Here is a 25,173-nt window from a genome sequence, read left to right as displayed (position 1 = left end):
GCCATGCCGGAATTACCCGAAGTCGAGACCGTCCGCCGCGGCCTGCAACCGGCCATGGAGGGGTCCACGATCCTCAAGGCCGAGGCTCGCCGCAAGGATTTGCGGTTTCCGTTTCAAAAAGACTTTATCGCCCGGCTGGAGGGCCGGACCATCACCGGGCTCGGCCGCCGTGCCAAATATCTGATGGCGGACCTGAACTCCGGCGACGTGCTGCTGATGCATCTGGGCATGTCGGGCTCGTTCCGCGTGCTGAAGCAGGACGGCGCGGCGACGCCGGGGCAATTCCACCATCCGCGCAGCGAGGATCGCGTGCATGATCACGTGGTGTTCCACATGTCGTCGGGCGCGGCCGTCGTCTTCAACGATCCGCGGCGCTTCGGCTATATGAAGATCATCGCGCGCAACGCGATCGAGGATGAACCGCTCCTGAAAGGGCTCGGTCCCGAGCCGCTCGGCAACGAGTTCGACGCGGCGATGCTGGCGCGCTCCTGTCACAACAAGAAGACCAGCCTGAAGGCCGCGCTGCTCGATCAGCGCGTGGTGGCGGGACTTGGCAACATCTATGTCTGCGAGGCGCTGTTTCGTTCGCATCTGTCGCCGCGGCGATTGGCCGCGACGCTCGCGACCAAGTCCGGACAACGCAAGGGCGTTGCCGGGGGCGAGCCGACCGACCACGCCAGGCGGCTGGTCGACGCGATCCATTCGGTGCTCAACCAGGCGATCAAGGCCGGCGGCTCCTCGATCAGCGACCATCGATTGACCAACGGCGATCTCGGCTATTTCCAGCATTCGTTCCAGGTCTATGACCGCGAGGGCGAGACGTGCCGTACGTCGGGCTGCGAAGGTATTGTCAGGCGCTTCACCCAGAACGGCCGTTCGACGTTCTGGTGCCCGAAGTGCCAGAAGTAGCAATGTTCGAGACCCCGCGCATCGAGACGCCACGCCTGATCCTGCGGCCGCTTGCGCTGTCGGATGCCGCGGCGATCCAGAGTCACTTCAACAATTGGAATGTGATCAAGACTCTCGCCACGGTGGTGCCGTGGCCTTATCCCGGCGACGGCGCGGAAAGCTTTATCAGGCGCGAGCTCGACAAGATCGCGGCCGGAGAGGAAAGCTATCAATGGGCACTGGTGTTGCGTGCCCGCGATGGCGAGGCGATCGGCAACATCAATTTCCGGCCGCGCGCCGACGGCCGCAAGGGCAATCGCGGATTCTGGCTCGCTGAGCCGTATTGGAATCAGGGCCTCATGACCGAGGCGATCGCGGCGGTGAACGATTTCGCCTTCCTGGCGCTCGGCCTCGATCACTTCCATGTCTGCAACGCGCCGTCCAACGTCGGCTCGCGCCGGGTCAAGCAGAAGACCGGAGCCGAATTCGTCGGCTTCGTCGAGCTTCCGCACCACAATGGCGAATCCAGAGCGGAGAAGTGGAAGGTGACGCGCGAGACCTGGTTGCGCGATCGCGCGAAGCCGTGACCTTATTTGCGAATACCGCCGCGAGGAAAATCGCGGCGGCTTGACCGTGCACGCGCGGCCGGAGAACATGGCTGCGATCGCTCCATCAAGAACGAGAACACAATGGCGATGAACGGCATGTCGATGAATGACGCCTGGCGCGACCGCGCCGCGACAAGTTTTCAATGCGAGAAGCAGCCGGCCACCAGCAGCCGCGGCATGGTGGTGAGCAATCATCCGCTGGCATCGAGCGCGGGCGCCGAGATGTTGGCTGCCGGCGGCAATGCGATCGATGCGGCGATCGCCACCTTGTTCACGCTGACCGTGGTCGAGCCGATGATGATCGGCATCATCGGCGGCGGCATGGCGCATATTCGTCTCGCCGACGGCAGCCATCGCTTCATCGACGGCCAGAGCACGGTGCCGAACGCGGTGCGGCCGGACACCTACACTTCGAAGCCAGGATCGGCGCACGACGTGTTCGACACCGTCGGCAACGAGAATTTGAACGGGCCGAAAGCGGTCGCGGTGCCGGGCTCGCTGAAAGCCTGGTGCGAAACGCTGCGCCGCTTCGGCACCATGAGCCTTGCCGATGTGATGCAGCCCGCGATCAAGCACGCCGCGCGCGGCTATGCGGCGACGCCCTATTTGCATGAATGCATCACCGACGGCGCCGAGGAGATGCTGAAGGACAAGCCGATCTCGGCGATCTATCTGCCTGATGGCACGCCGCTGAAGCCCGGCGAGCGCGTGGTGCAGGCGGAATATGCCGAGACGCTGAAATACATCGCCGATCATGGCGACAACGCGCTCTACCAGGGGCCGCTTGGCGACATCCTGGTCGACTACATGAAAAAGAGCAGCGGCTTCATCGCGCAGGAGGATCTCGCGACCTACAAGACCGTCGAGCGGCAGCCGATCCGCTGCGACTACCGCGGCTGGGAAATCCTCGGGCCTCCGCCGCCCGCGGCATCGGGCGTGCATATCACGCAGATGCTCAACATCCTCGAAGGCTATGACATCGCGCGGCTCGGCTTCGGCACGACCGAGACGATCCATTATCTTGCCGAGGTGCTGAAGATCGCCTTTGCCGACCGCGCGGCCGCGAGCGGCGATCCCGCCTATATCAACGTGCCGGTGGAGCGGTTGACCTCGAAGGCCTATGCCGAGGAGCGCCGCCGCGCGATCGATCCCGACCGCGCGCAAGCCTGGAGCGCCGGCGTCACCCAGCTCGAAAGCGCGCACACCACGCACATGACTGCGGCGGATGCGATGGGCAATGTGGTCGCGACCACCCAGACCATCAACAATCTGTTCGGCGCCAAGATCCTGATCCCGGGCCTCGGCACCGTGCCGAACAACTACATGAACCTGTTCGATCCGCGGCCGGGACACGCGCTGTCGCTGGCCGCCGGCAAGCGCGTCACCACCTCGATGTCGCCGATGATGGCGCTGCGCGACGGCAAGCTCGCCTACGCGCTCGGCCTGCCCGGCGGCAAGCGCATCTTCCCGAGCGCGATGCAGGCGCTGATCAATCTGATCGACCACGGCATGAGCCTGCAGGAGGCGGTCGAGGCGCCGCGGGTCTGGACCGAGGGCAATGCGCTGGAGGTCGAGCAGGCGGTGCCGGAGGCTGTCCGCGCCGCGCTATCAGCCAAGGGCCACAAGGTGCAGGTCGTGCCGACGGTGGCCGGCGGCATGAACGCGATCCAGTTTCACGCCGACGGCACGATGTCGGGCGCAGCCTGCTGGCGCGCCGACGGCACCCCGGTCGGCATTGCCGGCGGCCTCGCCCGCGCCGGGGTGCGCTTTGCGTTGAGGTGAGGTTGGTTAGGCTCCCTCGCCCCGCTCTCGCGGGGAGAGGGTGGGGTGAGGGGCTCACTCCACGAGGTGGTGTCCATTGATGGACCTGTACCCCCTCACCCGGATTGCATCTGGCGATGCAATCCGACCTCTCCCCGCAAGCGGGGCGAGGTAGCTCTACTTCCTGACGCAGATCACGCGGACCACGGCCGCCTTGGCGTCTGCCGAGTCGCCCGACGCGGTGACGCCATGCGCCTTCAGGAAGCTGCGCACCGTGTCGGCCGGCACCAGCGCGGCCTGCGCCGGCGGCGCCGCGTTTGCGGGGCCTGCGACGATGACGGGTTTCAGCACCGCGATCCCAGCAAACCTGCCGCCGCTATCGGTCGCCGCTGCGCCGGAGAACCCGAGCGCCGGCGCCGGTGACAGCGCCTGATCGCCGCCGCCGATCTGTGCGGCCGAAGCCTTCACGTTGCTCGCGGCCGCTCCGCCGCCCTGGTTCTGCGGATCGGCAATCCCGGTGATGTCGAGCGCGGTCTGCGTCGCCTGGCCTGCGATATTGAGCGGCTTCAGCCCGCGCGCGCCATAGATGCGCAGCAGCGCGAGATCGTGATCCCTGTCCTCGGCGACCCGATCGGCATTGCCGTAGCCCGGGATCGTCAGCGTGATGCAGTCGTCGGTCGCCACGCGATCGGTAACGATGGCGCCGTCGTCGCTGACCACTACGCCGGTGCCATATTCGACGGTCTTGCGCGGCGGCGGACCGGCCTGCACGGCGGACGGAAAGGCGTTGAAGGCGCTCGACATCGCGATCACCACCGGCTCGACCGTGGTCTGCATCGCCTGGTCATAGAGGATGGTGAGGATGCGGACCTCGTCGCCCTTCAAGGTGCCGCGCAGATAGAACTTCTTCAGGCCCTGCATGCCCGACAGCACGAAGAAATCCGGCTTCACCACGGTGTAGTCGATGGTGCGCCCGGCCGGCTCCTTCCTTTCCTGCTCGGCAAGCTTTGCGGTGGCGGGGCTTGCTTCCTTGCGCCGGGTCAGCAGCACCTGGACGGTGCCGGTCGGCGAGGTCCATTTGGCGCCAGAAGCGTCGCTGGTGAGCTGCGGCACCAGCTTTGTGGGAATGCCGAGCCGCGCCCCGGTGGCCGGCTCGGTGACGATCCGCCAGCCGACACCTTCCTGCTTCCGCCGCGCCGTGTCGGCGAGCACGCCGCGCTCCTGCGGATTCAGCACCCCGGTCGGCTTGCCGCCGCGCTTCTTCTGGAATTCCTTGATCGCATTGACCATGCGCTCGCTGACGTCGCCGGTAATGGCGCCGTTATATTCGCCGACCCAGGCGAGGTCGGATTGCAGCGCCAGCCGCTCGGCCTGCGCCATCGCGCCAGCGGTATCCTCCGGCTTCTGCAGCCCGGGGCGTATCGGCACCGTCGCCACGGTTTTCGGCTTCGCCCCCGCCGTCGAGGGCGGCGTCATCTGGGCCTGCGCCATGCCCATCCCTGTGACCGTAATGGAAGCGGCCATCAATGTTGCCGAAAGCACCGATCTCATGACAAATCCGGGGGGAATGACTGACACCATTGACGTCCAGGCAATTAAGCACATCTGCTTGGTCGGCAACAACCGCGCCTGGGTTCAGGGAGCGCGTCAACCCTCATCCCGAGGAGCGGCGTCAGCCGCGTCTCGAAGGATGAGGCCACGGACCGGGCCTCATGGTTCGAGACGCGCGTGCCGCGCTCCTCACCATGAGGGTCACGGGTAGGATAGATGAGACAATGCTGAGTGCCGACGAACTTGAACGCTATGCCCGCCACATCGTGCTGCGCGAGGTGGGCGGCCCCGGCCAGAATGCGCTGAAGCAGGCCTCCGTGCTGGTGATCGGCGCCGGCGGCCTCGGCGCGCCGGTGCTGATGTATCTGGCGGCCGCCGGTGTCGGCCGGCTCGGCGTGATCGATGACGATATCGTCTCGCTCTCCAATTTGCAGCGCCAGATCATCCATGCGACGTCTGATATCGGCAAGCGCAAGGTCGACAGCGCGGCGGCACAGATCCATGCGCTCAATCCGCATGTGACGTTCGAGGCGCATTCGATGCGGCTCACCGCCGACAATGCGATGGCGCTGAGCGCGAACTACGACCTCGTGCTCGACGGCTCCGACAATTTCGAGACCCGCTATCTCGTCGCCGATGCCTGCTTCCTCGCGAAGCGGCCGCTGATCACGGCCGCACTGGGCCAGTTCGACGGTTCGCTGACCACGATCCGCGCGCATGAGAAGAATGCGGACGGCGAGTTCAATCCGACCTATCGCTGCCTGTTTCCGGAGGCGCCGCCGCCGGGCACGGTGCCGGCCTGCGCCGAGGCCGGCGTGATGGGCGCGCTCGCCGGCGTCCTGGGATCGATGATGGCGCTGGAGGCGATCCGCGAGATCGTCGGCTTCGGCGAGGGCCTGGTCGGCCGCCTCCTGATGGTGGATGCGCGCGCGATGCGGTTCGAAACCCTGCGCTACGCGCGCGATCCGCAGAACCCGCTCAATGGCGATGGGCCTGTCATCACTGACCTCAGCGCCCATCGCACCTGATTGCTGCCGTTATCTGCTGGCCGGCTTCTCGCTGTCGAGATGCGCCATCTGCTCGGCCGCATAGCGCGTGCCGGCAGCGATATCCGGCGGGAAGGCTTTCGCCAGCGCTGCGAGATGAGCTTGCGTCAGCGTCAGCCTGGTCGCGCCGAGCGCTTCGGTGAGACGGTTGCGGGTGCGGGCGCCGACCAGCGGCACGATCTCCTTGCCCTGCGCCGCGACCCAGGCAATCGCGACCTGCGCCGGCGTCGCCCCGATCTCGGCGGCAACGGCGCGCAACTGCTCGACCAGCGCGAGATTGGCATCGAGGTTCGCGCCCTGGAAGCGCGGCGTCATCAGCCGGTAGTCCCTGCCGATCTTGCCGGACTCCTTCGACCAGTGGCCGCTGATCAGTCCGCGCGACAGCACGCCGTAGGCGGTGATGCCGATGCCAAGCTCGCGGCAGGTCGTCAGGATATCGCGCTCGATGCCACGCTCGATCAGCGAGTATTCGATCTGGAGATCGACGATCGGATGCACGGCGTGAGCACGGCGGATGGTGTCGGAGCCGACCTCGGACAGGCCGATATGTCTGATGTAGCCGGACTTCACCAGATCGGCGAGGCCGCCGATCGTCTCCTCGATCGGAACGTTGGGATCGAGACGTGCCGGGCGGTAGATGTCGATGTAGTCGGTGCCGAGACGTTGCAGCGAATAGGCGAGAAAATTCTTCGTCGCGGCCGGCCGGGTGTCCATTCCGGCGAATTCACCCGCGGGGCCGCGCAGCGCGCCGAACTTGACGCTGATCGTCAGCCGGTCGCGCGCGACGTCCTTCAGGGCTTCCTGCACCAGCATCTCGTTGTGGCCCATGGCATAGAAGTCGCCGGTATCCAGCAGCGTGATGCCGGCATCGAGCGCCGCATGGATCGTGGCGATGCTCTCGCCGCGATCGGCTGGGCCATAGACCTCGGACATGCCCATGCAGCCGAGGCCGAGGGCCGCGACGGTGGGCCCGGTTGAGCCGAGTTTGCGTGTGTCCATGTGGATGTTCCTCGAACGTTGGCGGCGGAAATCCGTCGCTAAATGCCGAGGTGATATGGGCCGGACGGTTTCGGACGATAAGCTGGACAATCGCGAATGGCTTGTTCACTATATCGAACAATGCAGGATTTCGACCTTCGCGATCTCGACGCCTTTGTGGCGGTGGCGCGCACGCGCAATTTCCGGCGTGCGGCGCTCGAGCAGCGCGTCTCGGTTTCCAGCCTCAGCCAGCGCCTGCGCGACATGGAAGAGCGGCTCGGCGTCCGCCTGATGAACCGCACCACCCGCAGCGTCGCGCTGACCGAGGCCGGCGAACGGCTGCTTGCCCGTGTCGCGCCGGCCATGGTCAACGTCGCCGATGCGATCACCGAGGTGCGCGGCCTGCGCGCCGAGCCGTCGGGGCGGTTGCGCATCAACGCGCCGCCGCCCGCGGTCGATCTGGTGCTGGCGCCGATGATCGCGCCGTTCCTCGCCAGATATCCGCGGGTCGAGCTCGACGTCGTTGCGGAGAGTGCGTTCGTGGACATCGTCGCGCAGGGCTTTGACGCCGGCGTGCGTTACGGCGAGCACCTGGCACAGGACATGGTCGCGGTTCCGCTTGGCGCGCCGCAACGTTACGCGATCGTGGCGTCCAGCGCGTATGTCGCAAAGCACGGCCGGCCGATGCATCCGAAAGATCTGCTGGCGCACCCCTGCATCCGCAGCCGCTTCAGCAACGGCGTGATGTTCGATTGGGAGTTCGAGAAGAACGGCCGCGTGGTGAAGATTTCGCCGCCGGCCAGGCTGACCGCGACCCATCTCGGCCTCGCGCTGCGCGCGGTCCATGACGGCGTCGGCTACTGGGCGACGTTCGAGGGCTATGTCCGCTACGGCGTCAAATCCGGTGCGCTGGTCAGCGTGCTCGACGACTGGTGCCCGCCATTCGACGGACCGTTCCTCTATTATCCGAGCCGTCGCCAGCCGCCGCCGGCGCTCGCTGCGTTCGTGTCGTTCGTCGCCGACTGGCGCAAGCAGGCGCGACGGAAGAAGTAGAGCAGGACCTCGCCACATCGTCGTCCCGGCCTTGAGCCGGGACCCGTACCCACAAATGCGGATTGCCTTGCAGCGCTGGGGCCACAGCCCTCGCAACAACGAGGCCCTGCGGTTATGGGTCCCTGCTTTCGCATGCTTTCGCAGGGACGACACCGAATGCGTGATTACAGCATGCGCCTCGCCGGCCGCACCGGCTCCTTTGCATGGGGTTGTTTTCGATATTTTGGCAGCGCGCCCCTGCGACGGCAGGGCTGTCGCGTGTGACTACCCACGTCCCGTAGATGGGGTAACGGGCCGGCCGCCCGCTCGCTACGGCGCAATTTGGAAGCGCGCTCGCGAGCGGCCTGTTGGTTGGAAGGCGGTCGTCCCTCAAACTGATGGTGTTCAACGGAGTCGGGCAAGCCCGCTCCAAGCATCATTAAGGGACGACCATGTACCACTATGCAGGAATTGACGTGTCTTTGGAATGCTCGAGCGTTTGCCTTGTCGATGGGACAGGCAAGATTTTGCGCGAGACGAAGGTTGCGAGCGAGCCGGCGGCGCTGATCGCCTGGTTCCGGTCGCTGGGTCTGGTACTGGAACGGATCGGGCTGGAGGCAGGCCCCTTGTCGCAATGGCTGTATGCGGGTCTGCGAGACGCAGGGCTTGCGGTCGAGCTGCTGGAAACGCGGCACGTTCGCGAAGCCTTCAAGTCGATGCCGGTGAAGACGGACCGCAACGATGCCCGCCGGATCGCGCAGTTGATGCGGCTCGGCTGGTTCCGGCCGGTGCACTGCAAGTCGGTCGCGGCGGAGACCCGCGCCATCCTGACGGCGCGCAAGCTGCTGCAATCCAAGCTTCGCGATGTCGAGAACAGCCTGCGCGGCATACTTCGCGGTTTTGGCCTGAAGGTCGGTGCGACCACCGAGCGCACGTTCGCCGGACGCATCCGCGAGCTCGTGACCGGCCATCCCGGACTGGAGTTGGTCGCGGCGGCGCTGCTCCAAGCCCATGCGGTGCTGCTGCGGGAGTTCAAGAGCCTGGACAAGCACACCCAGAAGCTCGCCAGGACGCATCCATCCGCCAAGCTCCTGATGACAACGCCGTCCGTTGGTCCGATCGTGGCGCTCACCTATGCTGCGGCGATCGACGACCCGAAGCGCTTCCGCTCCTCGAAGGCCACGGGAGCCACTTTGGGCTCACCCCGAAGAAGTACCAGTCCGGTGAGACCGACTACACCGGCCGCATCAGCAAGATCGGGGATGCCTCCGTGCGCGAGGCACTCTACCAGGCAGCTCACGTCATGCTGACCAAGCCGGTCAAGAATTGCTCGGCATTGAAGAGCTGGGCGATGCGGATCGCCCGGCGCGCAGGCATGCGCAAGGCCAAGGTAGCGCTGGCTCGCAAGCTCGCCGTGATCCTGCATCGCATGCTCGCCGACACCAAACCGTTCAACCCGATGACCAAGGCCATCTAGCCAGGAGCAGCAATCGGTTCCGGGCGGGCCACGACACCAGGCTCTCCCCGAGCGAAGTCCCTCCGCTGGGACGATGGATCCGGTCAGGCCGCCATCCGGGAAGTGGCTCACGACCACGCAATCCGTAGATTGGCCGGCCGGCTCCTCAATGCACCCCATCAGGCGACGGCCTTCGCGCCGATCCCGTACAGAAGCAAGTGCCCGGCGAGTGGATGACGCGAAAAGGGATTGACTAACCAAGGCCCGTTACAGAAGCCCGGATGGAGTGAAGCGTAATCTGGGGCGGCCTGTCCGCGGATACAGGCCCCGGATTTCGCTGCGCTCCATCCGGGCTACAGATCTCTCTTCTTCCCCCTGAAAGGGGGAAGGTCGGGATGGGGGGTCCAGCCACACGCACCGTCGCTCGTGGAGAGAGATGATCCCCACCCGCTTTGCTCTGGCGAGCAAAGCGACCTCCCCTTTTCAAGGGGAGGTTATGGAAAGAAGCGGTCCCGGATTGCGCGGAGCCTGTCATCGGGCGCGCGTTCGCGCGACCCGTTGGCTCCATCCGGGCTACGAGCGCTTACAGCATGCTCGGCAGCACGCGATCCGGCGGCTTGTGGGCGTCGAGGAAGGTTCGGATGTTGATGATCACCTTCTCGCCCATCTCGACGCGGCCTTCGATGGTGGCCGAACCCATATGCGGCAGCAGCGTCACCTTGCCGGCCTTGGCGAGCCGCACCAGCTTCGGGTTCACCGCGGGCTCGTGCTCATAGACGTCGAGGGCTGCGCCGCCGATATCGCCGGCTTCGATCAGCTTGATCAGCGTGTCCTCGTCGATCACCTCGCCGCGCGCGGTGTTGACGACATAGGCCTCTTTCCGGATCAGCTTGAGCCGCCGCGCCGAGAGCAGGTGATAGGTGGCCGGCGTGTGCGGGCAATTTACCGAGATGATGTCCATCCGCGCCAGCATCTGGTCGAGGCTTTCCCAATAGGTCGCCCCGAGCTCTTCGGCGATCATGGGCGCCACCGGGCGGCGGTTGTGATAGTGGATCTGCAGGCCGAAGGCGCGGGCACGGCGCGCCACGGCCTGGCCGATGCGGCCCATGCCGACGATGCCGAGGCGCTTGCCGCCGATGCGGTGGCCGAGCATCCAGGTCGGCGACCAGCCCGCCCAGTGCTGCCTGCCTTCGGTCAGGATCGAGGCGCCCTCGATCAGGCGCCGCGGCACCGCCAGGATCAGCGCCATGGTCATGTCGGCGGTGTCCTCGGTCAGCACCTTCGGGGTGTTGGTCACCGTGATGCCGCGGGCATGCGCCGCGGCGACATCGATATTGTCGACGCCGTTGCCGAAATTGGCGATCATCTTCAGCTTGCAGTCGGGCTGATTGATCACGTCCTCGCGGATCATGTCGGTCACGGTCGGCACCAGCACGTCGGCGGTTCGCGCCGCCTCGGCGATCTGCTCCGGCGTCATCGGCGTGTCGTCGAGATTCAATCTGGCGTCGAACAGCTCGCGCATCCGGGTCTCGATCGAGTCCGGCAGCTTGCGGGTGACGACGACGAGAGGCTTTTTCTTCACCGACATGTCCTGCTTTCATGACGCGCGGCTTGCCAAAAAGCAAACCGTTGAGGCCTCATTAACCCGGTTGTTCGACACTGCTGATAGCCGCGCTGTCCCGGCGTTTCCTTCGCGTTTCCTAGGGTTCCCCGATGCTTGCCCCGGCTCTTCGCCAAGGCGAAACGACGGGCAAATTCGGGTGTTCTGGCTCTCAGGCGTTCCGTCCTCTCTAGCAGAAGGCCGGGCCAAGACAAGAACCCCTCGGACTTGCAGTGCGGGAGCGAACGGCGCAGGCGCAGGGGCCTTCGGGCGTGGTTTGGGTTGCAATTCGCCGAGTGCGGGTTGGGCATTTCGGCAGGAGACGAGTTGATGGTGGCGTTCTGGCGTTTCAGTTCATTGGTGGCGCTGGTCGGAAGCATGCTGAGCGCGTCGGTCATGCCCGGACATTCCGCCAAGGATTTGAGCCCCACCACCAGCGGCCTGCCGATCCCGCGCTATGTCAGCCTGAAGTCGGATCACGTGAACGTCCGGGCCGGCCCGACCAAGGACAATGACGTCGCCTGGGTCTATACGCGGTCGGGGCTGCCGGTCGAAATCACCGCCGAGTTCGAGAACTGGCGCCGGGTGCGCGATTCCGAGGGCGCCGAAGGCTGGGTCTATCATTCCCTGCTGTCCGGGCGCCGCACCGCCGTCGTCACCATGAAGAACAAGGACGATCTGGCCTCGCTCTACGATCGTCCCGACGCCACCAGCGCGATCGCGGCGCGCCTACAGGCCGGCGTCGTCGCGCAGGTGAAGAAATGCGCCAATAACTGGTGCCGGGTCACCGGCAGCGGGTTCGACGGCTGGATCGAGCAGCAGCGCCTGTGGGGCGTCTACGCCGACGAGAAGGTTGATTGAGCTTCCCCGACCGCAAATGAAAATGGCCGGGACGAGCCCGGCCATCACAACTCAAATCGACGGTAAGACGGTTCAGCGCTTCTTGCGCAGCCGTACGACCATGTCGACGCGGGAGATCTCGTAGCCTTCGGGCACGTCGGGCATCTTCGACAGCACGAGGTTCGGGTCGGGAATGTCGACCAACTCGTGGTTATGCTCGAGATAAAAGTGGTGGTGCGTCGACACGTTGGTATCGAAATAGGTTTTCGTGCCGTCGACGCTGACCTGGCGCAGCAGGCCGGCGTCGGTCAGCTGGTTCAGGGTGTTGTAGACGGTCGCCAGCGACACCGGAACCTTGGCCAGCGTGGCTTCCTCGTACAGCATTTCAGCGGTCAGGTGGCGGGCACCCTTGCCGAACAACAGCCAGCCCAGCGCCATGCGCTGACGGGTCGGCCGCAGACCGGCAGACTGCAACATTTCGTTGACGTCATGCCACGGACAGCCGGTCAGGGCAGGGTGGTGCCCAGCGCCCCGGGCAGCCGGGTGCACGGCATCATCGTTCACAGCCGGTACTTCCTCGTTCATATCCACTCTATGCACCCAACTCAGGCAATATTCCTCATAAATATAAAAAGGATGCCTATCAGATGCAAGTTTTTCGCAACTAGAACGAATCCAAGCTGCGGTAGAAACCTAAGGAGAAGCGGTCATTTATCCTCGGAATGCCGCTTTGCCGCCCAGTTGGCGCTATGTTAGAGAGCGCGCGGACCACATATGCGCTTTCGGCAGAGATAACAGGCCGTAGCGTACCCAGGTAGCGCCAAGATGCGGGACGGGTTATTCCGGTTCCCGTGGGTAGATCAAGGTCCGACCAAGCAAAGCGCTCATCGGGACATCAGAGGTGGAAAGAGGATGCTGGATCGGCGCGGCGGTTACGAATACGAGGATTTGCTGGCTTGCGGGCGGGGCGAGCTTTTCGGTCCCGGCAACGCCCAGTTGCCGCTGCCGCCGATGCTCATGTTCGATCGGATCAGCGAGATTTCGGAGAATGGCGGCGAGTTCGGCAAGGGGCTGGTGCGCGCCGAGCTCGAGGTGAAACCGGATCTCTGGTTCTTCGGCTGCCATTTCAAGAATGATCCGGTGATGCCGGGCTGCCTCGGCCTCGATGCCATGTGGCAAATGGTCGGCTTTTACCTCGGCTGGATCGGTGGCGAAGGTCGTGGCCGCGCGCTCGGCCTCGGCGAGCTGAAGTTCTCCGGACAGGTGCTGCCGCAAGCGCGCAAGGTTGTGTACAACATCGATATCAAGCGCGTGATGCGGTCAAAGCTCGTGCTTGGAATTGCCGACGGGTGGCTTTCCATGGACGACGAGATTATCTATCGCGCCAAGGACTTGAAGGTCGGGTTGTTCAAGCAGGGCACGGCTCCATCTTGAGCAGGATCATCATGCGGCAACATAAAGGCAGGGCGAGGCGAACATGAGGCGGGTTGTCATCACGGGGATGGGTATTGTCTCGTCCATCGGTAACAACACCCAGGAAGTGCTTGCGAGCCTCTACGAGGCGAAGTCGGGCATTTCGCGCGCGGAGAAGGCCGCCGAACTCGGCTTCCGCTCGCAGGTGCACGGTGCGCCGACACTCAATCCTGCCGAGGTGATCGATCGCCGCGCGATGCGGTTCCTTGCCGAAGGTGCGGCGTGGAATCACGTTGCGATGGAACAGGCGATCCGCGACTCGGGCCTCGAGGAAAACGAAGTCTCCAACATCCGCACCGGCATCATCATGGGATCCGGCGGTCCGTCGACGCGCACGCTGGTGGAGGCCGCCGACATCGCGCGCGCCAAGGGCCCGAAGCGGGTCGGTCCGTTCGCAGTGCCGAAGGGCATGTCCTCGACCGCGTCGGCGACGCTCGCCACCTGGTTCAAGATCAAGGGCGTGAACTATTCGATCTCGTCGGCCTGCGCGACGTCGAACCACTGCATCGGCAACGCCTATGAGACGATCCAGATCGGCAAGCAGGATGTCATCTTCGCCGGCGGCTGCGAGGAACTCGACTGGACGCTGTCGGTGCTGTTCGACGCCATGGGCGCGATGTCCTCGAAATACAACGACACGCCCGCCACCGCCTCGCGTCCCTACGATCTCAACCGCGACGGCTTCGTCATCGCGGGCGGCGCGGGTGTCGTGGTGCTGGAAGAGCTCGAGCATGCCAAGGCGCGCGGTGCCAGGATCTATGGCGAGGTCGTCGGCTACGGCGCAACCTCCGACGGCTACGACATGGTGGCGCCGTCAGGCGAGGGCGCCGAGCGCTGCATGCGCATGGCGATGTCGACGGTGAACACGCCGGTCGACTACATCAATCCGCACGCCACTTCGACGCCCGCCGGCGATCCGCCGGAGATCGAGGCGATCCGCAAGGTGTTCGGCACCGGCGACAAGTGCCCGCCGATCTCGGCGACCAAGGCGCTGACCGGCCACTCGCTCGGCGCCACCGGCGTGCAGGAAGCGATCTATTCGCTGCTGATGCTGAACAACGGCTTCATCTGCGAGAGCGCGCATATCACCGAACTCGATCCGGTGTTTGCCGACATGCCGATCGTGCGCAGGCGCATCGACAACGCCAAGCTCAACACCGTGCTGTCGAACTCGTTCGGCTTCGGCGGTACCAACGCGACGCTGGTGTTCAGGCGGCTTGACGCGTGATTTCGCCTCTCCTCGCTTGCTGAGGGAGGTCCGCAGGCAGCGAATGGGAACATTGCAACGATCCGGAATGGGGTGGGAATGATTATTGAACCGCGCGTGCGAGGCTTCATCTGCACGACGGCACATCCCGTCGGCTGCGCCACGAATGTCCGCGAACAGATCGCCTATGTTCTGAAGCAGGGTCCGGTCGCCGACTGCCCGAAGCGCGTTGCCGTGCTGGGCTGCTCGACGGGGTATGGCCTCGCGAGCCGCATCGTCGCGACCTTCGCCGGCGGCGCCGATACGATCGGCGTGTCGCTGGAGCGTGAGCCGTCGGAAAAGAGAAGCGCCAGCGCCGGCTGGTACAACAACCGCGCCTTCGAGATCGAGGCCCAGAAGGTCGGACGCTCGCCGCTCACGCTGGAGGGCGACGCCTTCTCCGACGAGCTGAAGGCGACCTTCATCGAGCGCGTGCGCGAGAAATTCGGGCAGCTCGACCTCCTGGTCTACAGCATGGCCGCTCCGGTCCGCACTGATCCCGACACCGGCAAGACCTATCGTTCGGTGATCAAGCCGCTGGGCGCCCCGGTCGAGATCAAGACGCTCGACACCGAGACCGGCGAGGTGTTCCAGACCACGCTCGAACCGGCCAGCGAGGAGCAAACCGCGGCCACCGTCGCGGTGATGGGCGGCGACGACTGGAAGCGCTGGATCGACCAGCTCGCGGATGCCGGCGTTTTGGCGCCGGGCTTCCAGACGCTCAACTACACCTATATCGGCAGCGAACTGACCTGGCCGATCTACTGGAACGGCACGCTCGGCCGCGCCAAGGTCGATCTCGACAGCAAGGCGGAAGCGATCCGCGGCCGGCTCGGTGCGGACGCCGCCCGCGTCGTCGCGCTGAAGGCCGTGGTCACCCAGGCGAGCTCGGCGATTCCGGTGGTGCCGCTCTATGGCACCGTGCTGTTCAAGGTGATGAAGCAGCTCGGGCTTCACGAAGGCTGCATCGAGCAGATTGATCGCCTGTTCCGGACGAAGCTCGGTAAGGGCGTCGAGCTCGATGACGCGCAGCGCGTCCGGGTCGACGATTGGGAGCTTTCGCCCGAAGTGCAGACGGAAGTGTCGCGGCGCTGGCCACTGCTCACCACCGAGACGCTCGGCGAGTTGGCCGATCTCGGCGAGTACAAGAGCCAGTTCCTGCGCCTGTTCGGCTTCGGCATCGACGGCGTCGACTATACGCAGGATGTCGATCCCCGCGTCGTGCCGGGTTAGGCCGTTCGGGAAACATCGCAATCACAGCTTCGTAGCCCGGATGGAGCGCAGCGCATCCGGGACAGTCCCTCTGTGGCAGAGAGCCCCGGATTTCGCTGCGCTTCATCCGGGCTACATGTCTCACCCCGCCGCGATCTTCTCTGCGCGCTGGAACGCGGGCCGGGCCACGCAGCGGCCGATATAGGCCTCGAATGACGGCCGCGACGGCACCATCTTGAACACGCGCACCGCAAAGTTCAGTCCCGCGCCGATCGCGATGTCGGCCGCGGAGAATTGATCGCCGAGGATCCATGGCCCCTTCTGCAGCTCGGCGTCGAGCACGTCGAACACCTGCGCGGCGTTGCCCCATGCCGCGGTGCTGGTCGGCACCTCGAGCTTGGTGAAGAGCTGGATCAGCGCCGGCTCGATGCAACTCGGCGAGAAAAACAGCCACTGCAGATAGCGCGCCCGCTTCGGGTCCGTCGCTGCCGGCGCGAGTTTGGTCTCGGGATAGCGGTCGGCGATATAGGCGCAGATCGCGGCGGCCTCGGCGAGCTGCGCGTCGCCGTCGGTCAGCGCGGGCACCTTGCCCATCGGGTTGATCTTGAGAAAATCGGGCGATTTCTGCGCCCCGGTGCTGATGTCGGTCAGCACCCGTTCGTATGGCAGGCCGGATTCCTCCAGCAGCCAGATGGCTGAGAACGAGCGCGAGCGCGGCGACCAGTACACCTTGATCATGGCTTAGCCTCCGATGTGCGGTTTGTTCTCATCCACCGATAGTGCTTCATCATGAAGCCGGTGACCGGATGGGGCGCTTCCTTCTCGAAGATGAAGCCTTCGCGCTCGTACCAGCGCCAGGCCTTCTCGTTCTCCCGGACGCATTTCAGCCAGATCTCGTCGGGCATCTGCCGGCGCGTGAAGGCAAGCAGCTCGCGTCCCAGGCTCCGGCCCTGATAGGTGGGGACCACCATCAGCTGATCGAGCAGCGAGGTCGGCAGGTGCAGCGCAAGCATGGCGGCGATGGCGCCGCGATCGTCGACGACGAACAGGCTCCAGCCACCAGCGATCTCGCGCGGCAGGCGGACACGCAGATCGTTCAACAGGTTGTCGCTGGCTTGTGAGAGCCCGGTCGAAACCCAACTCGCCATCCAGGCGCGCGCGATCGCGTCATGTTCGTCGGGACGAGCGGGGCGGATGATCGGCAGCGTCATTGTTCCCTATCGCGTTCGATGCCGGCGGCGCGACACTGTGGGTGCATAAAGGTGAAAGCCCGCGAGCGCCTCGCGGAGCTTTCAACTCTAGCGTAGTTGTTTGCGACCGGCGAGCCCGGCGGCTCACACGCCGAGCGTGCCGGCCTTTGCTGCCGCATAGCGCTCAGCCACGGCCTTCCAGTTCACCGTATTCCACCACGCCTTGAGATAATCGGGGCGGCGGTTCTGGTAGGTCAGGTAATAGGCGTGCTCCCAGACGTCGTTGCCGAGCAGCGCGCGCTTGCCGTCCATGATCGGATTGTCCTGGTTCGGCCGCGTCTCGATCGCGAGCTTGCCGTCTTTGGTCACGGTGACGAACACCCAGCCGGAGCCGAACACGCGCCCGCCGGCGGCGTTGAAATCGGTCTGGAATTTTTCCATGCCGCCGAGGTCGCGATCGATCGCGGCGAGCACCTCGCCGTCCGCCTTGCCGCCGTTCGGCCCCATGATCTGCCAGAACATGGTGTGGTTGGCGTGGCCGCCCATGTTGTTGCGAACGCCGGTACGGATCGCCTCCGGCACGCTGCCGAGATTGGCGAGCACCTCGACGACCGGCTTCTCGGCGATCTGCGGATTGTCCTTGGCGAAATTGTTGAGGTTGGTGACATAGGCCTGATGATGCCGGTCGTGATGGATTTCCATCGTCTTGGCGTCGATATGCGGCTCCAGCGCATTGGTGGGATAGGTCAGCGGATCGATCTTGAACGGTCCGGCTGGGACCTGCGCCGTGGCCTGCGCGAATGCCGTGCGCGATGCGGCTGCGGCCGCGGCGATGCCGCCTGCTGCGATGATCAAATGGCGTCGGGACATCGAGGACATCGTGGTTCTCCGTGCTGGGAAAGCTTCCTGATGTTAGGCCCGAGTTGTGAACGGGTTCCAGCGAATCCGGTCACAATGCCGGGTCAAAATCGCGCATGCCGATCAGCGGAGATTGATTCGCGTCCAATCTCGGCAAACCAAAAAGGGCGGCCACAGGGCCGCCCTTTTCGTAACAGTCGATTTGGTAACAATCGATTTGCCCTGGCTTACTCGCCGGCAGCTTCGCGCGGCGCCGCAGCCGGCGCTTCGGTCTTCTGCTTGGCCTCGAGATCCTCGCCGGTCTCCTGGTCGACCGCCTTCATCGACAGGCGGGTCTTGCCGCGATCGTCGAAGCCGAGCAGCTTGACCTTGACCTTGTCGCCTTCCTTGACGACGTCGGAGGTCTTCTGCACGCGGTTGGACGCGAGCTGGCTGATGTGGACGAGGCCGTCCTTGGCGCCGAAGAAGTTTACGAACGCGCCGAACTCCATCACCTTGACGACGGTGCCCTCGTAGATCTGGCCGACCTCCGGATCGGAGGCGATCGACTTGATCCACTTGATCGCAGCCTTCATCGCCTCGCCATCGTTGGAGGCGACCTTCACGGTGCCGTCGTCCTCGATGTTGACCTTAGCGCCGGTCTTCTCGACGATTTCGCGGATCACCTTGCCGCCGGTGCCGATCACTTCGCGGATCTTGTCGGTGGCGATCTTGAAGGTCTCGATGCGCGGTGCGTATTCGCCGAGCTCGGCGCGCGCCGCGGTCAATGCCTTGGCCATCTCGCCGAGGATGTGGATGCGCCCTTCCTTGGCCTGGCCAAGCGCAACCTTCATGATCTCCTCGGTGATGCCCTCGATCTTGATGTCCATCTGGAGCGAGGTGATGCCGTGGTCGGTACCGGCGACCTTGAAGTCCATGTCGCCGAGATGATCCTCGTCACCGAGGATGTCCGACAGCACCGCGAAGCGCTGACCTTCGAGGATCAGGCCCATGGCGATACCGGCGGTCGGCCGCTTCAGCGGCACGCCGGCGTCCATCAGCGACAGCGACGCGCCGCACACCGAAGCCATCGAGGACGAGCCGTTCGACTCAGTGATCTCGGAGACCACGCGGATCGTGTACGGGAACTCGTGATGCGGCGGCAGCACCGGGTGGATCGCGCGCCAGGCGAGCTTGCCGTGGCCGATTTCGCGGCGCTTGGTGCCGCCGAGGCGACCGGTTTCACCGACCGAGTAGGGCGGGAAGTTGTAGTGCAGCAGGAACGTTTCCTTGTACGTCCCCGACAGTGCATCGATGTACTGCTCGTCCTCGCCGGTGCCGAGCGTGGTCACGACCATCGCCTGGGTCTCACCGCGGGTGAACAGCGCCGAGCCGTGGGCGCGCGGCAGCACGCCGGCTTCGGCGATGATGTTGCGCACGGTCTTGGCGTCACGGCCGTCGATGCGCTTGCCGGTGTCAAGGATGTTCCAGCGAACGATCTTGGCTTCCAGTTCCTTGAACACGCCGGCGACGCGAAGCTTGTCGTATTTCGGCTCCTGGCCTTCCGGGAAGAAGTGCGCCAGCACCTTCTCCTTGACGGCGCCGACCGCGGCATAGCGTTCCTGCTTGACCGGGATCGCATAGGCCTTGCGGAGCTCCTGTTCGGCGATGCCGAGCATCTCCTTCTCGATCTCCGAATTGTCGATCGTGGTGACTTCGCGCGGCTCCTTGGCGGCCTTCTCGGCGAGTTCGATGATCGCGTTGATGACCGGCTGGAAGTGGCGGTGGCCGAACATGACCGCGCCGAGCATCACGTCCTCGTTGAGCTCCTTGGCTTCCGATTCGACCATCAGCACGGCGTCGGCGGTGCCGGCGACGACGAGATCGAGCTGGGTCTCGGTCATCTCGTCCAGCGTCGGGTTGAGCACGTATTCGTCATTGGCGAAGCCGACGCGCGCGGCGCCGATCGGGCCCTTGAACGGCGCGCCCGACAGCGTCAGGGCGGCGGAGGCGGCGACCAGCGACACGATGTCCGGATCGTTCTCCATGTCGTGCGAGAGCACGGTGACGATCACCTGGGTCTCGTTGCGCCAGCCGTCGACGAACAGCGGACGGATCGGGCGGTCGATCAGGCGGGAGACCAGCGTCTCCTTCTCGGTCGGACGGCCTTCGCGCTTGAAATAGCCGCCGGGAATGCGGCCCGCGGCGTAGGTCTTCTCCTGGTAGTCGACCGTGAGCGGCAGGAAGTCGACGCCCTCGCGCGGCGCCTTCGCCGCAACGACGGTGGCAAGCACCACGGTCTCGCCGTAGGTGGCCATCACGGCGCCGTCGGCCTGGCGGGCGATCTTGCCGGTTTCAAGTTTGAGGGGACGTCCACCCCAGTCGATTTCGACGGAATGCGAATTGAACATTTCGGTTTTCTTTCATGGTTTCACGAAAGCACGGCGCCCTGAAACACAAAGACCATGCCAAGACGGCGAGACACTGATGCGCTGTCGCGATCAGCATCCGGCGATCCTGCCATGGTCCCTGGATTTCGGATGGCGTCCATCCTTTCGGTCATCTGGGCATCTTGCCCGGCCCAGCGGCCGGATTGCTGCTGGACGCTAGTGTGCATGGCGCGACTGCCATGCTGCGCATGGTCATCTTTCGACAATTCGAAAGCCCGAGTTCACGGACGACCATGCGAAAACGCGCGCGAACCCTCGCGCGCGTGCTTCTCAAATCAACGACGGATGTTGTGCTTTTCGAGCAGCGCCTTGTAGCGCGCCTCGTCCTTGCGCTTGATGTAGTCAAGCAGGGAACGACGCGTCGACACGAGCTTCAGGAGGCCGCGGCGTGAATGGTTGTCCTTCACATGGCTCTTGAAGTGCTCGGTGAGGTTATTGATGCGTTCCGACAGGATCGCGACCTGAACCTCGGGCGAGCCGGTGTCGCCGGCTTTGTTGGCATTCGTCTTGATGACTTCCGCTTTGCGTTCGGCGGTAATCGACATCGTCAGTTACTTTCATGGTTGCGAGCCGGACCGGCAGTCAGTCCGTTCAGGTTGAACACGCGCTTGGGGATGAGTTCGCCATTGCCAATTTCGGCAAGCGCGAGAAGCCGGCCTGCCACCGTGACATAGACTGTGCCGCTGGTATTGGGCGCATCCCGTCCGCGCAACAAAACGGCCTGGCCCCTGTGGAGCCTTGCCGCATCAGCCCGTGTGACGGCCAGTGCCGGGATGTCGTCCAGCGCGGTCTCAACGGGCAAAAGCGCGTCGGCGAGGCTGCCCTCGCCAGACGCGGCTCTATTGCATAAAGCCTCCAACTGTTCCAGCGGAATCATGTCCCGTTCGGTAAACGGACCGACAAGGGTCCGCCGCAGGGCGCAGATATGGCCAAAACAGCCCAGAATCCGGCCCATATCGCGGGCCAGCGCCCGGACATAGGTTCCCTTGCCGCACTCGGCCTCGAACACGGACTGGCCGTTATCGCCATGTTCCACAAGGGTTAATTCGTGAATTTCGACCGGGCGCGGCTTCAGTTCCACAGTCTCGCCGTCGCGCGCCAGATCATAGGCGCGCTCGCCCTGCACCTTGATCGCCGAATATTGCGGCGGGATCTGCTCGATCACCCCGGTAAAGCGCGGCAACAGTTCCCGGATCGAATCGGCGGTCGGCCGGCTCTCGCCGGTCCTGACCGGCCGCCCCTCGGTGTCGTCGGTGTCGCGCTCCTCGCCCCAGCACACCGTGAAGCGGTAGCGCTTGCGGCCGTCCATCACGAACGGCACCGTCTTGGTGGCCTCGCCCAGCGCGATCGGCAAGCCGCCGGAGGCGAGCGGATCGAGCGTGCCGGCATGGCCGGCGCGCTTGGCCTGGAACAGGCGCTTGAGCACCGCGACCGCCTGCGTCGAGGTCATGCCGATCGGCTTGTCGAGCACCACCCAGCCGTGGACGTCGCGCTTGTCGCGGCGCGGCTGCTGGTTCTGCCTGCCCTGCTTCTGGCGCGGGTCGTTGTTGGTGCGGCGCGCATCGTCGGTGCGATGGCCGGCAAAAGCATCCCGCTCAGCGTCGCGCGCGTCGGTATCCTTCGCGTCGATAACGCTGTTGGTCGTCATCACAGTCATCACTCGTCGTCCGAATCGGGTGCAAGGTCTCGCTGCACCGCAGGTGTCCGCAGTAGTTTCTCGATGCGCTCCGCCTCGTCGAACCGCTCATCGACGCGGAAGCGAATGTCGGGTGCAAATTTCAGGTTGACGCGGTGCGCGATCTCGCCGCGAAGGAACTTCTTGTTGCGCTCGAGCGCGGATATCACCGTGTCGGTGTCGCGTCCGCCGAGCGGCATCACGTAGATCGTGGCGAGCTTCAGATCCGGCGACATACGCACCTCGGGAACGGTGATGATGTGGCCTTCCAGATCAGGATCGTGAACCTCACCCTGTGACAGAATCTCGGCAACTGCATGGCGAACCGTTTCGCCGACGCGCAGCTGACGTTGCGATCCGCCGGGGCTGGAACTCTTCTTTTGACGGGGCATGACCTTTTTCCAAAACCGTCGCGCCCGCCAGCCGTGGCCGCGGGCATCAATGTCCTTGCTTTGCTTTCAATCGGACGATGCGCTGGTGGCCGGACTAAAGTCCGGCCACGCCGTCGCATTTTCAGTTAAATGGACCCAACGCCTAGCAAGATCTGCGCTTCGTAAGATTTGGACTTACAGAGAGCGCTGGATCGTCTCGATGCGGTAACACTCGATCACGTCGCCGACACGCATGTCGCCGTAGTTCTCGAACGCCATGCCACACTCCTGGCCGGCGACCACTTCCTTCACTTCATCCTTGAAGCGCTTCAGCGTCGACAGCTTGCCTTCGTGCACCACGACGTTGTCGCGGATCAGGCGAACATTGGCGCCGCGTTCCACGGTGCCGTCGGTGACGCGGCAACCCGCGACCTTGCCGACCTTGGAAATGTTGAACACTTCCAGGATCTGCGCGTTGCCCAGCATGGTTTCGCGCAGCGTAGGCGCGAGCAGGCCGGACATCGCCTTTTTGATGTCATCCACGAGGTCGTAGATGATGTTGTAGTAGCGGATCTCGATGCCGTTGCGCTTGGCCGCGGCCGCCGCTTCCTTGTTGGCGCGGACCGAGAAGCCGATGATCGCGGCGTTGAAGCCTTCCGCCAGCGTGACGTCGGATTCCGAGATGCCGCCGACGCCGGCATGCAGGATGCGGGCGGCGACTTCGTCGGTGCCGAGCTTCTCGAGCGAGCCCAGGATCGCTTCCAGCGAGCCCTGCACGTCGGCCTTGACGATCAGCGGGAACTCCTTGCGGCCCGCGGTCTTGAGCTGCGACATCATCTGCTCGAGCGAGCCGCGCATGCCCGAGATCGAGGCCGCGGCATTCTCGCGCTTCTGGTGCGCGCGATAGCTCGTGACCTGACGGGCGCGGGCTTCGTTCTCGACCACGGCGAGACGATCGCCGGCTTCCGGCGGGCCGTTGAAGCCGAGCACCTCGACCGGCACCGAAGGGCCGGCCTCTTCGAGATTCTCGCCCTGGTCGGAGATCAAGGCGCGGACGCGGCCCATCTCGGCGCCGGCCACGATGATGTCGCCGACGCGCAGCGTGCCGCGCTGCACCAGCACGGTCGCGACCGGACCGCGTCCGCGATCGAGCTTGGCTTCGATCACGGTGCCTTCCGCCGGACGCTCCGAGTTGGTCTTCAGGTCGAGGATTTCAGCCTGCAGCGCGATCATCTCGAGCAGCTTGTCGAGATTGGTCTTGTTCTTGGCCGAAACCTCGACGTCGACGACGTCGCCGCCGAGCGATTCGACCTGCACCTCGTGCTGGAGCAACTCGGTGCGCACGCGCTCCGGCCGCGCATCCGGCTTGTCGATCTTGTTGATCGCCACGATCATCGGCACCTTGGCCGCCTTGGCGTGATTGATCGCCTCGATCGTCTGCGGCATCACGCCGTCATCGGCCGCGACCACCAGCACGACGATGTCGGTGACCTTGGCGCCGCGGGCGCGCATCGCGGTGAACGCGGCGTGGCCGGGTGTGTCGATGAAGGTGATCTTGGTGCCGCTCTCGGGCGACAGCACCTGGTAGGCGCCGATATGCTGGGTGATGCCGCCGGCTTCGCCCGATACGACGTTGGCGTGGCGCAGCGCGTCGAGCAGCGAGGTCTTGCCGTGGTCGACGTGACCCATGACGGTGACCACCGGCGAGCGCGGCTCGGTGTCGGTGGAATTGTCGACGACGTCGAACAGGCCCTCTTCCACGTCGGACGCCGCGACGCGCTTGACGCTGTGGCCGAGTTCTTCGGCGATCAGTTGCGCAGTGTCGGCATCGATCACGTCGGTGATCTTGTGCATCGCGCCCTGCTTCATCAGCATGCGGATGACGTCGACCGCGCGTTCCGACATGCGGTTCGCGAGTTCCTGGATCGTGATCGCTTCCGGAATGGTGACCTCGCGGATCAGCTTTTCCTTCGGTTCGTTCGACGCATGCCCCTTCAGGCGCTGGGTGCGGCGGCGGAACGAGGCGATCGAACGCTCGCGCACGTCGTCGGCGTTGAGCGCAGTGGTCAGAGTGAGGCGGCCGCGCTCCTTCTGCGGGCCGGGCTTGTGGGTGGTCTTCGGAGCTGCGGCGGGGCGCACGGCGCCGCCGGGGCGGCGCACCAGGCGCGGACCTTCGTCTTCGTCCGGCCCGGCCGCAACTGCCGCCGGCCGCGGCGCAGAGGCTGGTGCGCGCGCGGTTGTCGTGGTGGTCGGGCGTGCTGCGGGCGCGCGGGCAGGCGGAGCAGACGCAGGTGCGGCTGTCGCGGGCCTGGCCGCTGTTGTGGCCGGAGCGCCGGGTTTGGCTTCGCCCTCGCCAAAGCGGCGCTTGGCCTCGACCTCGGCCTTGCGCTTGGCCTCTTCCTCGTGGCGGTGGCGCTCCTCTTCCGCTTTGCGGCGGGTTTCGGCGGCCTCGCGCTCTGCCTTCTCGGCAGCCTCGCGGACGGCGCGGCGCTTGGCTTCCTCTTCGGCCTGGCGGCGCTCCTCGATGTCGCGCTGACGGGCGTCGGCCAGCGCGCTGGCGCGCGCGGAACGCTCGTCCTCGGTCAGGGTCGGCAGCACCACGCCGGAGCGGGTGTTACGCTGTTGCTGGCCGGGAGGCGGGCCTGAGGGGCGGCCGAGCGGCGGCCTGGCGGCCGGCGCCGCAGGCTTTGCAACCACGGGTTCCGGCGCGTGCGCCTCGCCGGGAGGACCATCGCCACCGACGCGACGCTTGCCGCGCTTCTCGACCACGACCTGCTTGGTCCGGCCGTGGCTGAAGCTCTGGCGCACGGTGCCCGTCTCGACGCGCGGCTTCAGCGACAACGTCTTGCTCGGGACACTCAAAGTCTTGTCGCCAGGGGTCTTGGTATCAACCATTCAGCAGTCCTAATCTCGTTTCGCTGTGCGTTTGCCGCACAAATCCTTCAACGTGTCGTCGTTT

General features: G+C 65.0%; 21 protein-coding genes and 1 pseudogene. 10 read left to right on the top strand and 12 right to left on the bottom strand.

Features of this window, described 5'->3' with window-relative positions; all coding sequences use genetic code 11:
- Positions 1–3: 3 nt before the first annotated feature.
- The 3 genes from mutM (at position 4) to ggt (ending at position 3,278) form a co-directional block, all read left to right on the top strand.
- Complete coding sequence (gene mutM / locus J2R76_RS27140) at positions 4–909, top strand: bifunctional DNA-formamidopyrimidine glycosylase/DNA-(apurinic or apyrimidinic site) lyase (protein ID WP_076833827.1); 906 nt, start codon at positions 4–6, stop codon at positions 907–909.
- A gap of 2 nt (positions 910–911) precedes the next feature.
- Positions 912–1,475 (top strand): GNAT family N-acetyltransferase, encoded by a 564-nt coding sequence (locus tag J2R76_RS27135; RefSeq protein WP_057020429.1) that lies wholly within the window; start codon positions 912–914, stop codon positions 1,473–1,475.
- Between the two features lie 123 nt (positions 1,476–1,598).
- Positions 1,599–3,278 (top strand): gamma-glutamyltransferase, encoded by a 1,680-nt coding sequence (gene ggt, locus J2R76_RS27130; protein ID WP_076833864.1) that lies wholly within the window; start codon positions 1,599–1,601, stop codon positions 3,276–3,278.
- Positions 3,279–3,434: 156 nt separating this feature from the next.
- Here the strand turns inward: ggt and J2R76_RS27125 are convergent, their stop codons facing one another.
- On the bottom strand, positions 3,435–4,808 hold the full coding sequence (locus J2R76_RS27125; protein WP_076833829.1) for a serine protease: 1,374 nt from the start codon (positions 4,806–4,808) through the stop codon (positions 3,435–3,437).
- Positions 4,809–5,032: 224 nt separating this feature from the next.
- Between J2R76_RS27125 and J2R76_RS27120 the strand changes: the two genes are divergently transcribed.
- Positions 5,033–5,836, top strand: a complete 804-nt coding sequence (locus J2R76_RS27120) for a molybdopterin-synthase adenylyltransferase MoeB (RefSeq protein WP_076833831.1) — start codon at positions 5,033–5,035, stop codon at positions 5,834–5,836.
- 9 nt (positions 5,837–5,845) lie between these two features.
- Here the strand turns inward: J2R76_RS27120 and J2R76_RS27115 are convergent, their stop codons facing one another.
- A complete protein-coding gene (locus J2R76_RS27115) occupies positions 5,846–6,853 on the bottom strand; it encodes an aldo/keto reductase (RefSeq protein ID WP_076833833.1) in 1,008 nt (335 codons plus the stop codon).
- A gap of 120 nt (positions 6,854–6,973) precedes the next feature.
- On the opposite strand from J2R76_RS27115, the gene J2R76_RS27110 reads away from it, so the two are divergent.
- Positions 6,974–7,885 (top strand): LysR family transcriptional regulator, encoded by a 912-nt coding sequence (locus tag J2R76_RS27110; RefSeq protein ID WP_076833835.1) that lies wholly within the window; start codon positions 6,974–6,976, stop codon positions 7,883–7,885.
- A gap of 431 nt (positions 7,886–8,316) precedes the next feature.
- Positions 8,317–9,341 (top strand): annotated as a pseudogene (locus J2R76_RS27105) (IS110 family transposase).
- Positions 9,342–9,903: 562 nt separating this feature from the next.
- Here J2R76_RS27105 and J2R76_RS27100 read toward each other — a convergent pair.
- Positions 9,904–10,908, bottom strand: coding sequence for a D-glycerate dehydrogenase (locus J2R76_RS27100; protein ID WP_028335496.1), 1,005 nt, complete (start codon positions 10,906–10,908; stop codon positions 9,904–9,906).
- Positions 10,909–11,253: 345 nt separating this feature from the next.
- Here J2R76_RS27100 and J2R76_RS27095 point away from each other — a divergent pair, with 345 nt between their 5' ends.
- Positions 11,254–11,781 carry an SH3 domain-containing protein gene (locus J2R76_RS27095; protein WP_076824741.1) on the top strand — a complete coding sequence of 176 codons (528 nt, stop codon included), beginning with the start codon at positions 11,254–11,256 and terminating at the stop codon, positions 11,779–11,781.
- A 72-nt stretch (positions 11,782–11,853) separates the two neighbouring features.
- Here J2R76_RS27095 and irrA read toward each other — a convergent pair whose 3' ends face one another.
- The gene (gene irrA, locus J2R76_RS27090) at positions 11,854–12,345 is read right to left on the bottom strand and encodes an iron response transcriptional regulator IrrA (RefSeq protein ID WP_026192029.1); all 492 of its coding nucleotides are present in this window, start codon (positions 12,343–12,345) and stop codon (positions 11,854–11,856) included.
- Positions 12,346–12,672: 327 nt separating this feature from the next.
- On the opposite strand from irrA, the gene fabA reads away from it, so the two are divergent.
- The 3 genes from fabA to fabV all read left to right on the top strand — a co-directional run bounded on the left by fabA (position 12,673) and on the right by fabV (position 15,712).
- Positions 12,673–13,194, top strand: coding sequence for a 3-hydroxyacyl-[acyl-carrier-protein] dehydratase FabA (fabA, locus tag J2R76_RS27085; RefSeq protein WP_057015289.1), 522 nt, complete (start codon positions 12,673–12,675; stop codon positions 13,192–13,194).
- A gap of 43 nt (positions 13,195–13,237) precedes the next feature.
- Positions 13,238–14,461: a beta-ketoacyl-ACP synthase I gene (fabB, locus tag J2R76_RS27080; RefSeq protein ID WP_057015290.1), complete on the top strand. Its 1,224-nt coding sequence runs from the start codon at positions 13,238–13,240 to the stop codon at positions 14,459–14,461.
- 78 nt (positions 14,462–14,539) lie between these two features.
- Positions 14,540–15,712 carry an enoyl-ACP reductase FabV gene (gene fabV / locus J2R76_RS27075; protein ID WP_057015291.1) on the top strand — a complete coding sequence of 391 codons (1,173 nt, stop codon included), beginning with the start codon at positions 14,540–14,542 and terminating at the stop codon, positions 15,710–15,712.
- Between the two features lie 120 nt (positions 15,713–15,832).
- Here fabV and J2R76_RS27070 read toward each other — a convergent pair whose 3' ends face one another.
- The 8 genes from J2R76_RS27070 to infB form a co-directional block, all read right to left on the bottom strand.
- A complete protein-coding gene (locus J2R76_RS27070) occupies positions 15,833–16,429 on the bottom strand; it encodes a glutathione S-transferase family protein (protein WP_076824493.1) in 597 nt (198 codons plus the stop codon).
- On the bottom strand, positions 16,426–16,902 hold the full coding sequence (locus J2R76_RS27065) for a GNAT family N-acetyltransferase (RefSeq protein ID WP_076824495.1): 477 nt from the start codon (positions 16,900–16,902) through the stop codon (positions 16,426–16,428). The genes J2R76_RS27070 and J2R76_RS27065 overlap by 4 nt, the downstream gene beginning before the upstream one ends.
- A 123-nt stretch (positions 16,903–17,025) precedes the next feature.
- Entirely contained in the window at positions 17,026–17,760 is a 735-nt protein-coding gene (locus J2R76_RS27060; protein ID WP_076824497.1) for a superoxide dismutase, read from the bottom strand.
- Between the two features lie 206 nt (positions 17,761–17,966).
- Positions 17,967–20,129 carry a polyribonucleotide nucleotidyltransferase gene (gene pnp / locus J2R76_RS27055; RefSeq protein WP_050383431.1) on the bottom strand — a complete coding sequence of 721 codons (2,163 nt, stop codon included), beginning with the start codon at positions 20,127–20,129 and terminating at the stop codon, positions 17,967–17,969.
- A gap of 314 nt (positions 20,130–20,443) precedes the next feature.
- Positions 20,444–20,713 carry a 30S ribosomal protein S15 gene (gene rpsO, locus J2R76_RS27050; RefSeq protein ID WP_016844725.1) on the bottom strand — a complete coding sequence of 90 codons (270 nt, stop codon included), beginning with the start codon at positions 20,711–20,713 and terminating at the stop codon, positions 20,444–20,446.
- A gap of 2 nt (positions 20,714–20,715) precedes the next feature.
- Positions 20,716–21,825 (bottom strand): tRNA pseudouridine(55) synthase TruB, encoded by a 1,110-nt coding sequence (truB, locus tag J2R76_RS27045; protein ID WP_253625202.1) that lies wholly within the window; start codon positions 21,823–21,825, stop codon positions 20,716–20,718.
- Positions 21,825–22,235 carry a 30S ribosome-binding factor RbfA gene (rbfA, locus tag J2R76_RS27040; protein ID WP_028343913.1) on the bottom strand — a complete coding sequence of 137 codons (411 nt, stop codon included), beginning with the start codon at positions 22,233–22,235 and terminating at the stop codon, positions 21,825–21,827. The genes truB and rbfA overlap by 1 nt, the downstream gene beginning before the upstream one ends.
- 174 nt (positions 22,236–22,409) lie before the next feature.
- The gene (gene infB / locus J2R76_RS27035; protein WP_253625201.1) at positions 22,410–25,109 is read right to left on the bottom strand and encodes a translation initiation factor IF-2; all 2,700 of its coding nucleotides are present in this window, start codon (positions 25,107–25,109) and stop codon (positions 22,410–22,412) included.
- Positions 25,110–25,173: the final 64 nt, after the last annotated feature.

Source organism: Bradyrhizobium sp. USDA 4532, assembly GCF_024171315.1.
Classification (GTDB): Bacteria; Pseudomonadota; Alphaproteobacteria; order Rhizobiales; family Xanthobacteraceae; genus Bradyrhizobium; species Bradyrhizobium australafricanum.
The sequence above is the reverse complement of the archived record's forward strand: the minus strand, read 5'-3'. Positions and strand labels throughout refer to the sequence as shown.

Bases quoted from the DNA above. Each gene is read 5' to 3' on its own strand.
- mutM (WP_076833827.1), top strand. From the start codon at position 4: ATGCCGGAATTACCCGAAGTCGAGACCGTCCGCCGCGGCCTGCAACCG.
- J2R76_RS27135 (WP_057020429.1), top strand. From the start codon at position 912: ATGTTCGAGACCCCGCGCATCGAGACGCCACGCCTGATCCTGCGGCCG.
- ggt (WP_076833864.1), top strand. From the start codon at position 1,599: ATGAATGACGCCTGGCGCGACCGCGCCGCGACAAGTTTTCAATGCGAG.
- J2R76_RS27125 (WP_076833829.1), bottom strand. From the start codon at position 4,808: ATGAGATCGGTGCTTTCGGCAACATTGATGGCCGCTTCCATTACGGTC.
- J2R76_RS27120 (WP_076833831.1), top strand. From the start codon at position 5,033: ATGCTGAGTGCCGACGAACTTGAACGCTATGCCCGCCACATCGTGCTG.
- J2R76_RS27115 (WP_076833833.1), bottom strand. From the start codon at position 6,853: ATGGACACACGCAAACTCGGCTCAACCGGGCCCACCGTCGCGGCCCTC.
- J2R76_RS27110 (WP_076833835.1), top strand. From the start codon at position 6,974: ATGCAGGATTTCGACCTTCGCGATCTCGACGCCTTTGTGGCGGTGGCG.
- J2R76_RS27100 (WP_028335496.1), bottom strand. From the start codon at position 10,908: ATGTCGGTGAAGAAAAAGCCTCTCGTCGTCGTCACCCGCAAGCTGCCG.
- irrA (WP_026192029.1), bottom strand. From the start codon at position 12,345: ATGAACGAGGAAGTACCGGCTGTGAACGATGATGCCGTGCACCCGGCT.
- fabA (WP_057015289.1), top strand. From the start codon at position 12,673: ATGCTGGATCGGCGCGGCGGTTACGAATACGAGGATTTGCTGGCTTGC.
- fabB (WP_057015290.1), top strand. From the start codon at position 13,238: ATGAGGCGGGTTGTCATCACGGGGATGGGTATTGTCTCGTCCATCGGT.
- fabV (WP_057015291.1), top strand. From the start codon at position 14,540: ATGATTATTGAACCGCGCGTGCGAGGCTTCATCTGCACGACGGCACAT.
- J2R76_RS27070 (WP_076824493.1), bottom strand. From the start codon at position 16,429: ATGATCAAGGTGTACTGGTCGCCGCGCTCGCGCTCGTTCTCAGCCATC.
- J2R76_RS27065 (WP_076824495.1), bottom strand. From the start codon at position 16,902: ATGACGCTGCCGATCATCCGCCCCGCTCGTCCCGACGAACATGACGCG.
- J2R76_RS27060 (WP_076824497.1), bottom strand. From the start codon at position 17,760: ATGTCCTCGATGTCCCGACGCCATTTGATCATCGCAGCAGGCGGCATC.
- pnp (WP_050383431.1), bottom strand. From the start codon at position 20,129: ATGTTCAATTCGCATTCCGTCGAAATCGACTGGGGTGGACGTCCCCTC.
- rpsO (WP_016844725.1), bottom strand. From the start codon at position 20,713: ATGTCGATTACCGCCGAACGCAAAGCGGAAGTCATCAAGACGAATGCC.
- truB (WP_253625202.1), bottom strand. From the start codon at position 21,825: ATGACTGTGATGACGACCAACAGCGTTATCGACGCGAAGGATACCGAC.
- rbfA (WP_028343913.1), bottom strand. From the start codon at position 22,235: ATGCCCCGTCAAAAGAAGAGTTCCAGCCCCGGCGGATCGCAACGTCAG.
- infB (WP_253625201.1), bottom strand. From the start codon at position 25,109: ATGGTTGATACCAAGACCCCTGGCGACAAGACTTTGAGTGTCCCGAGC.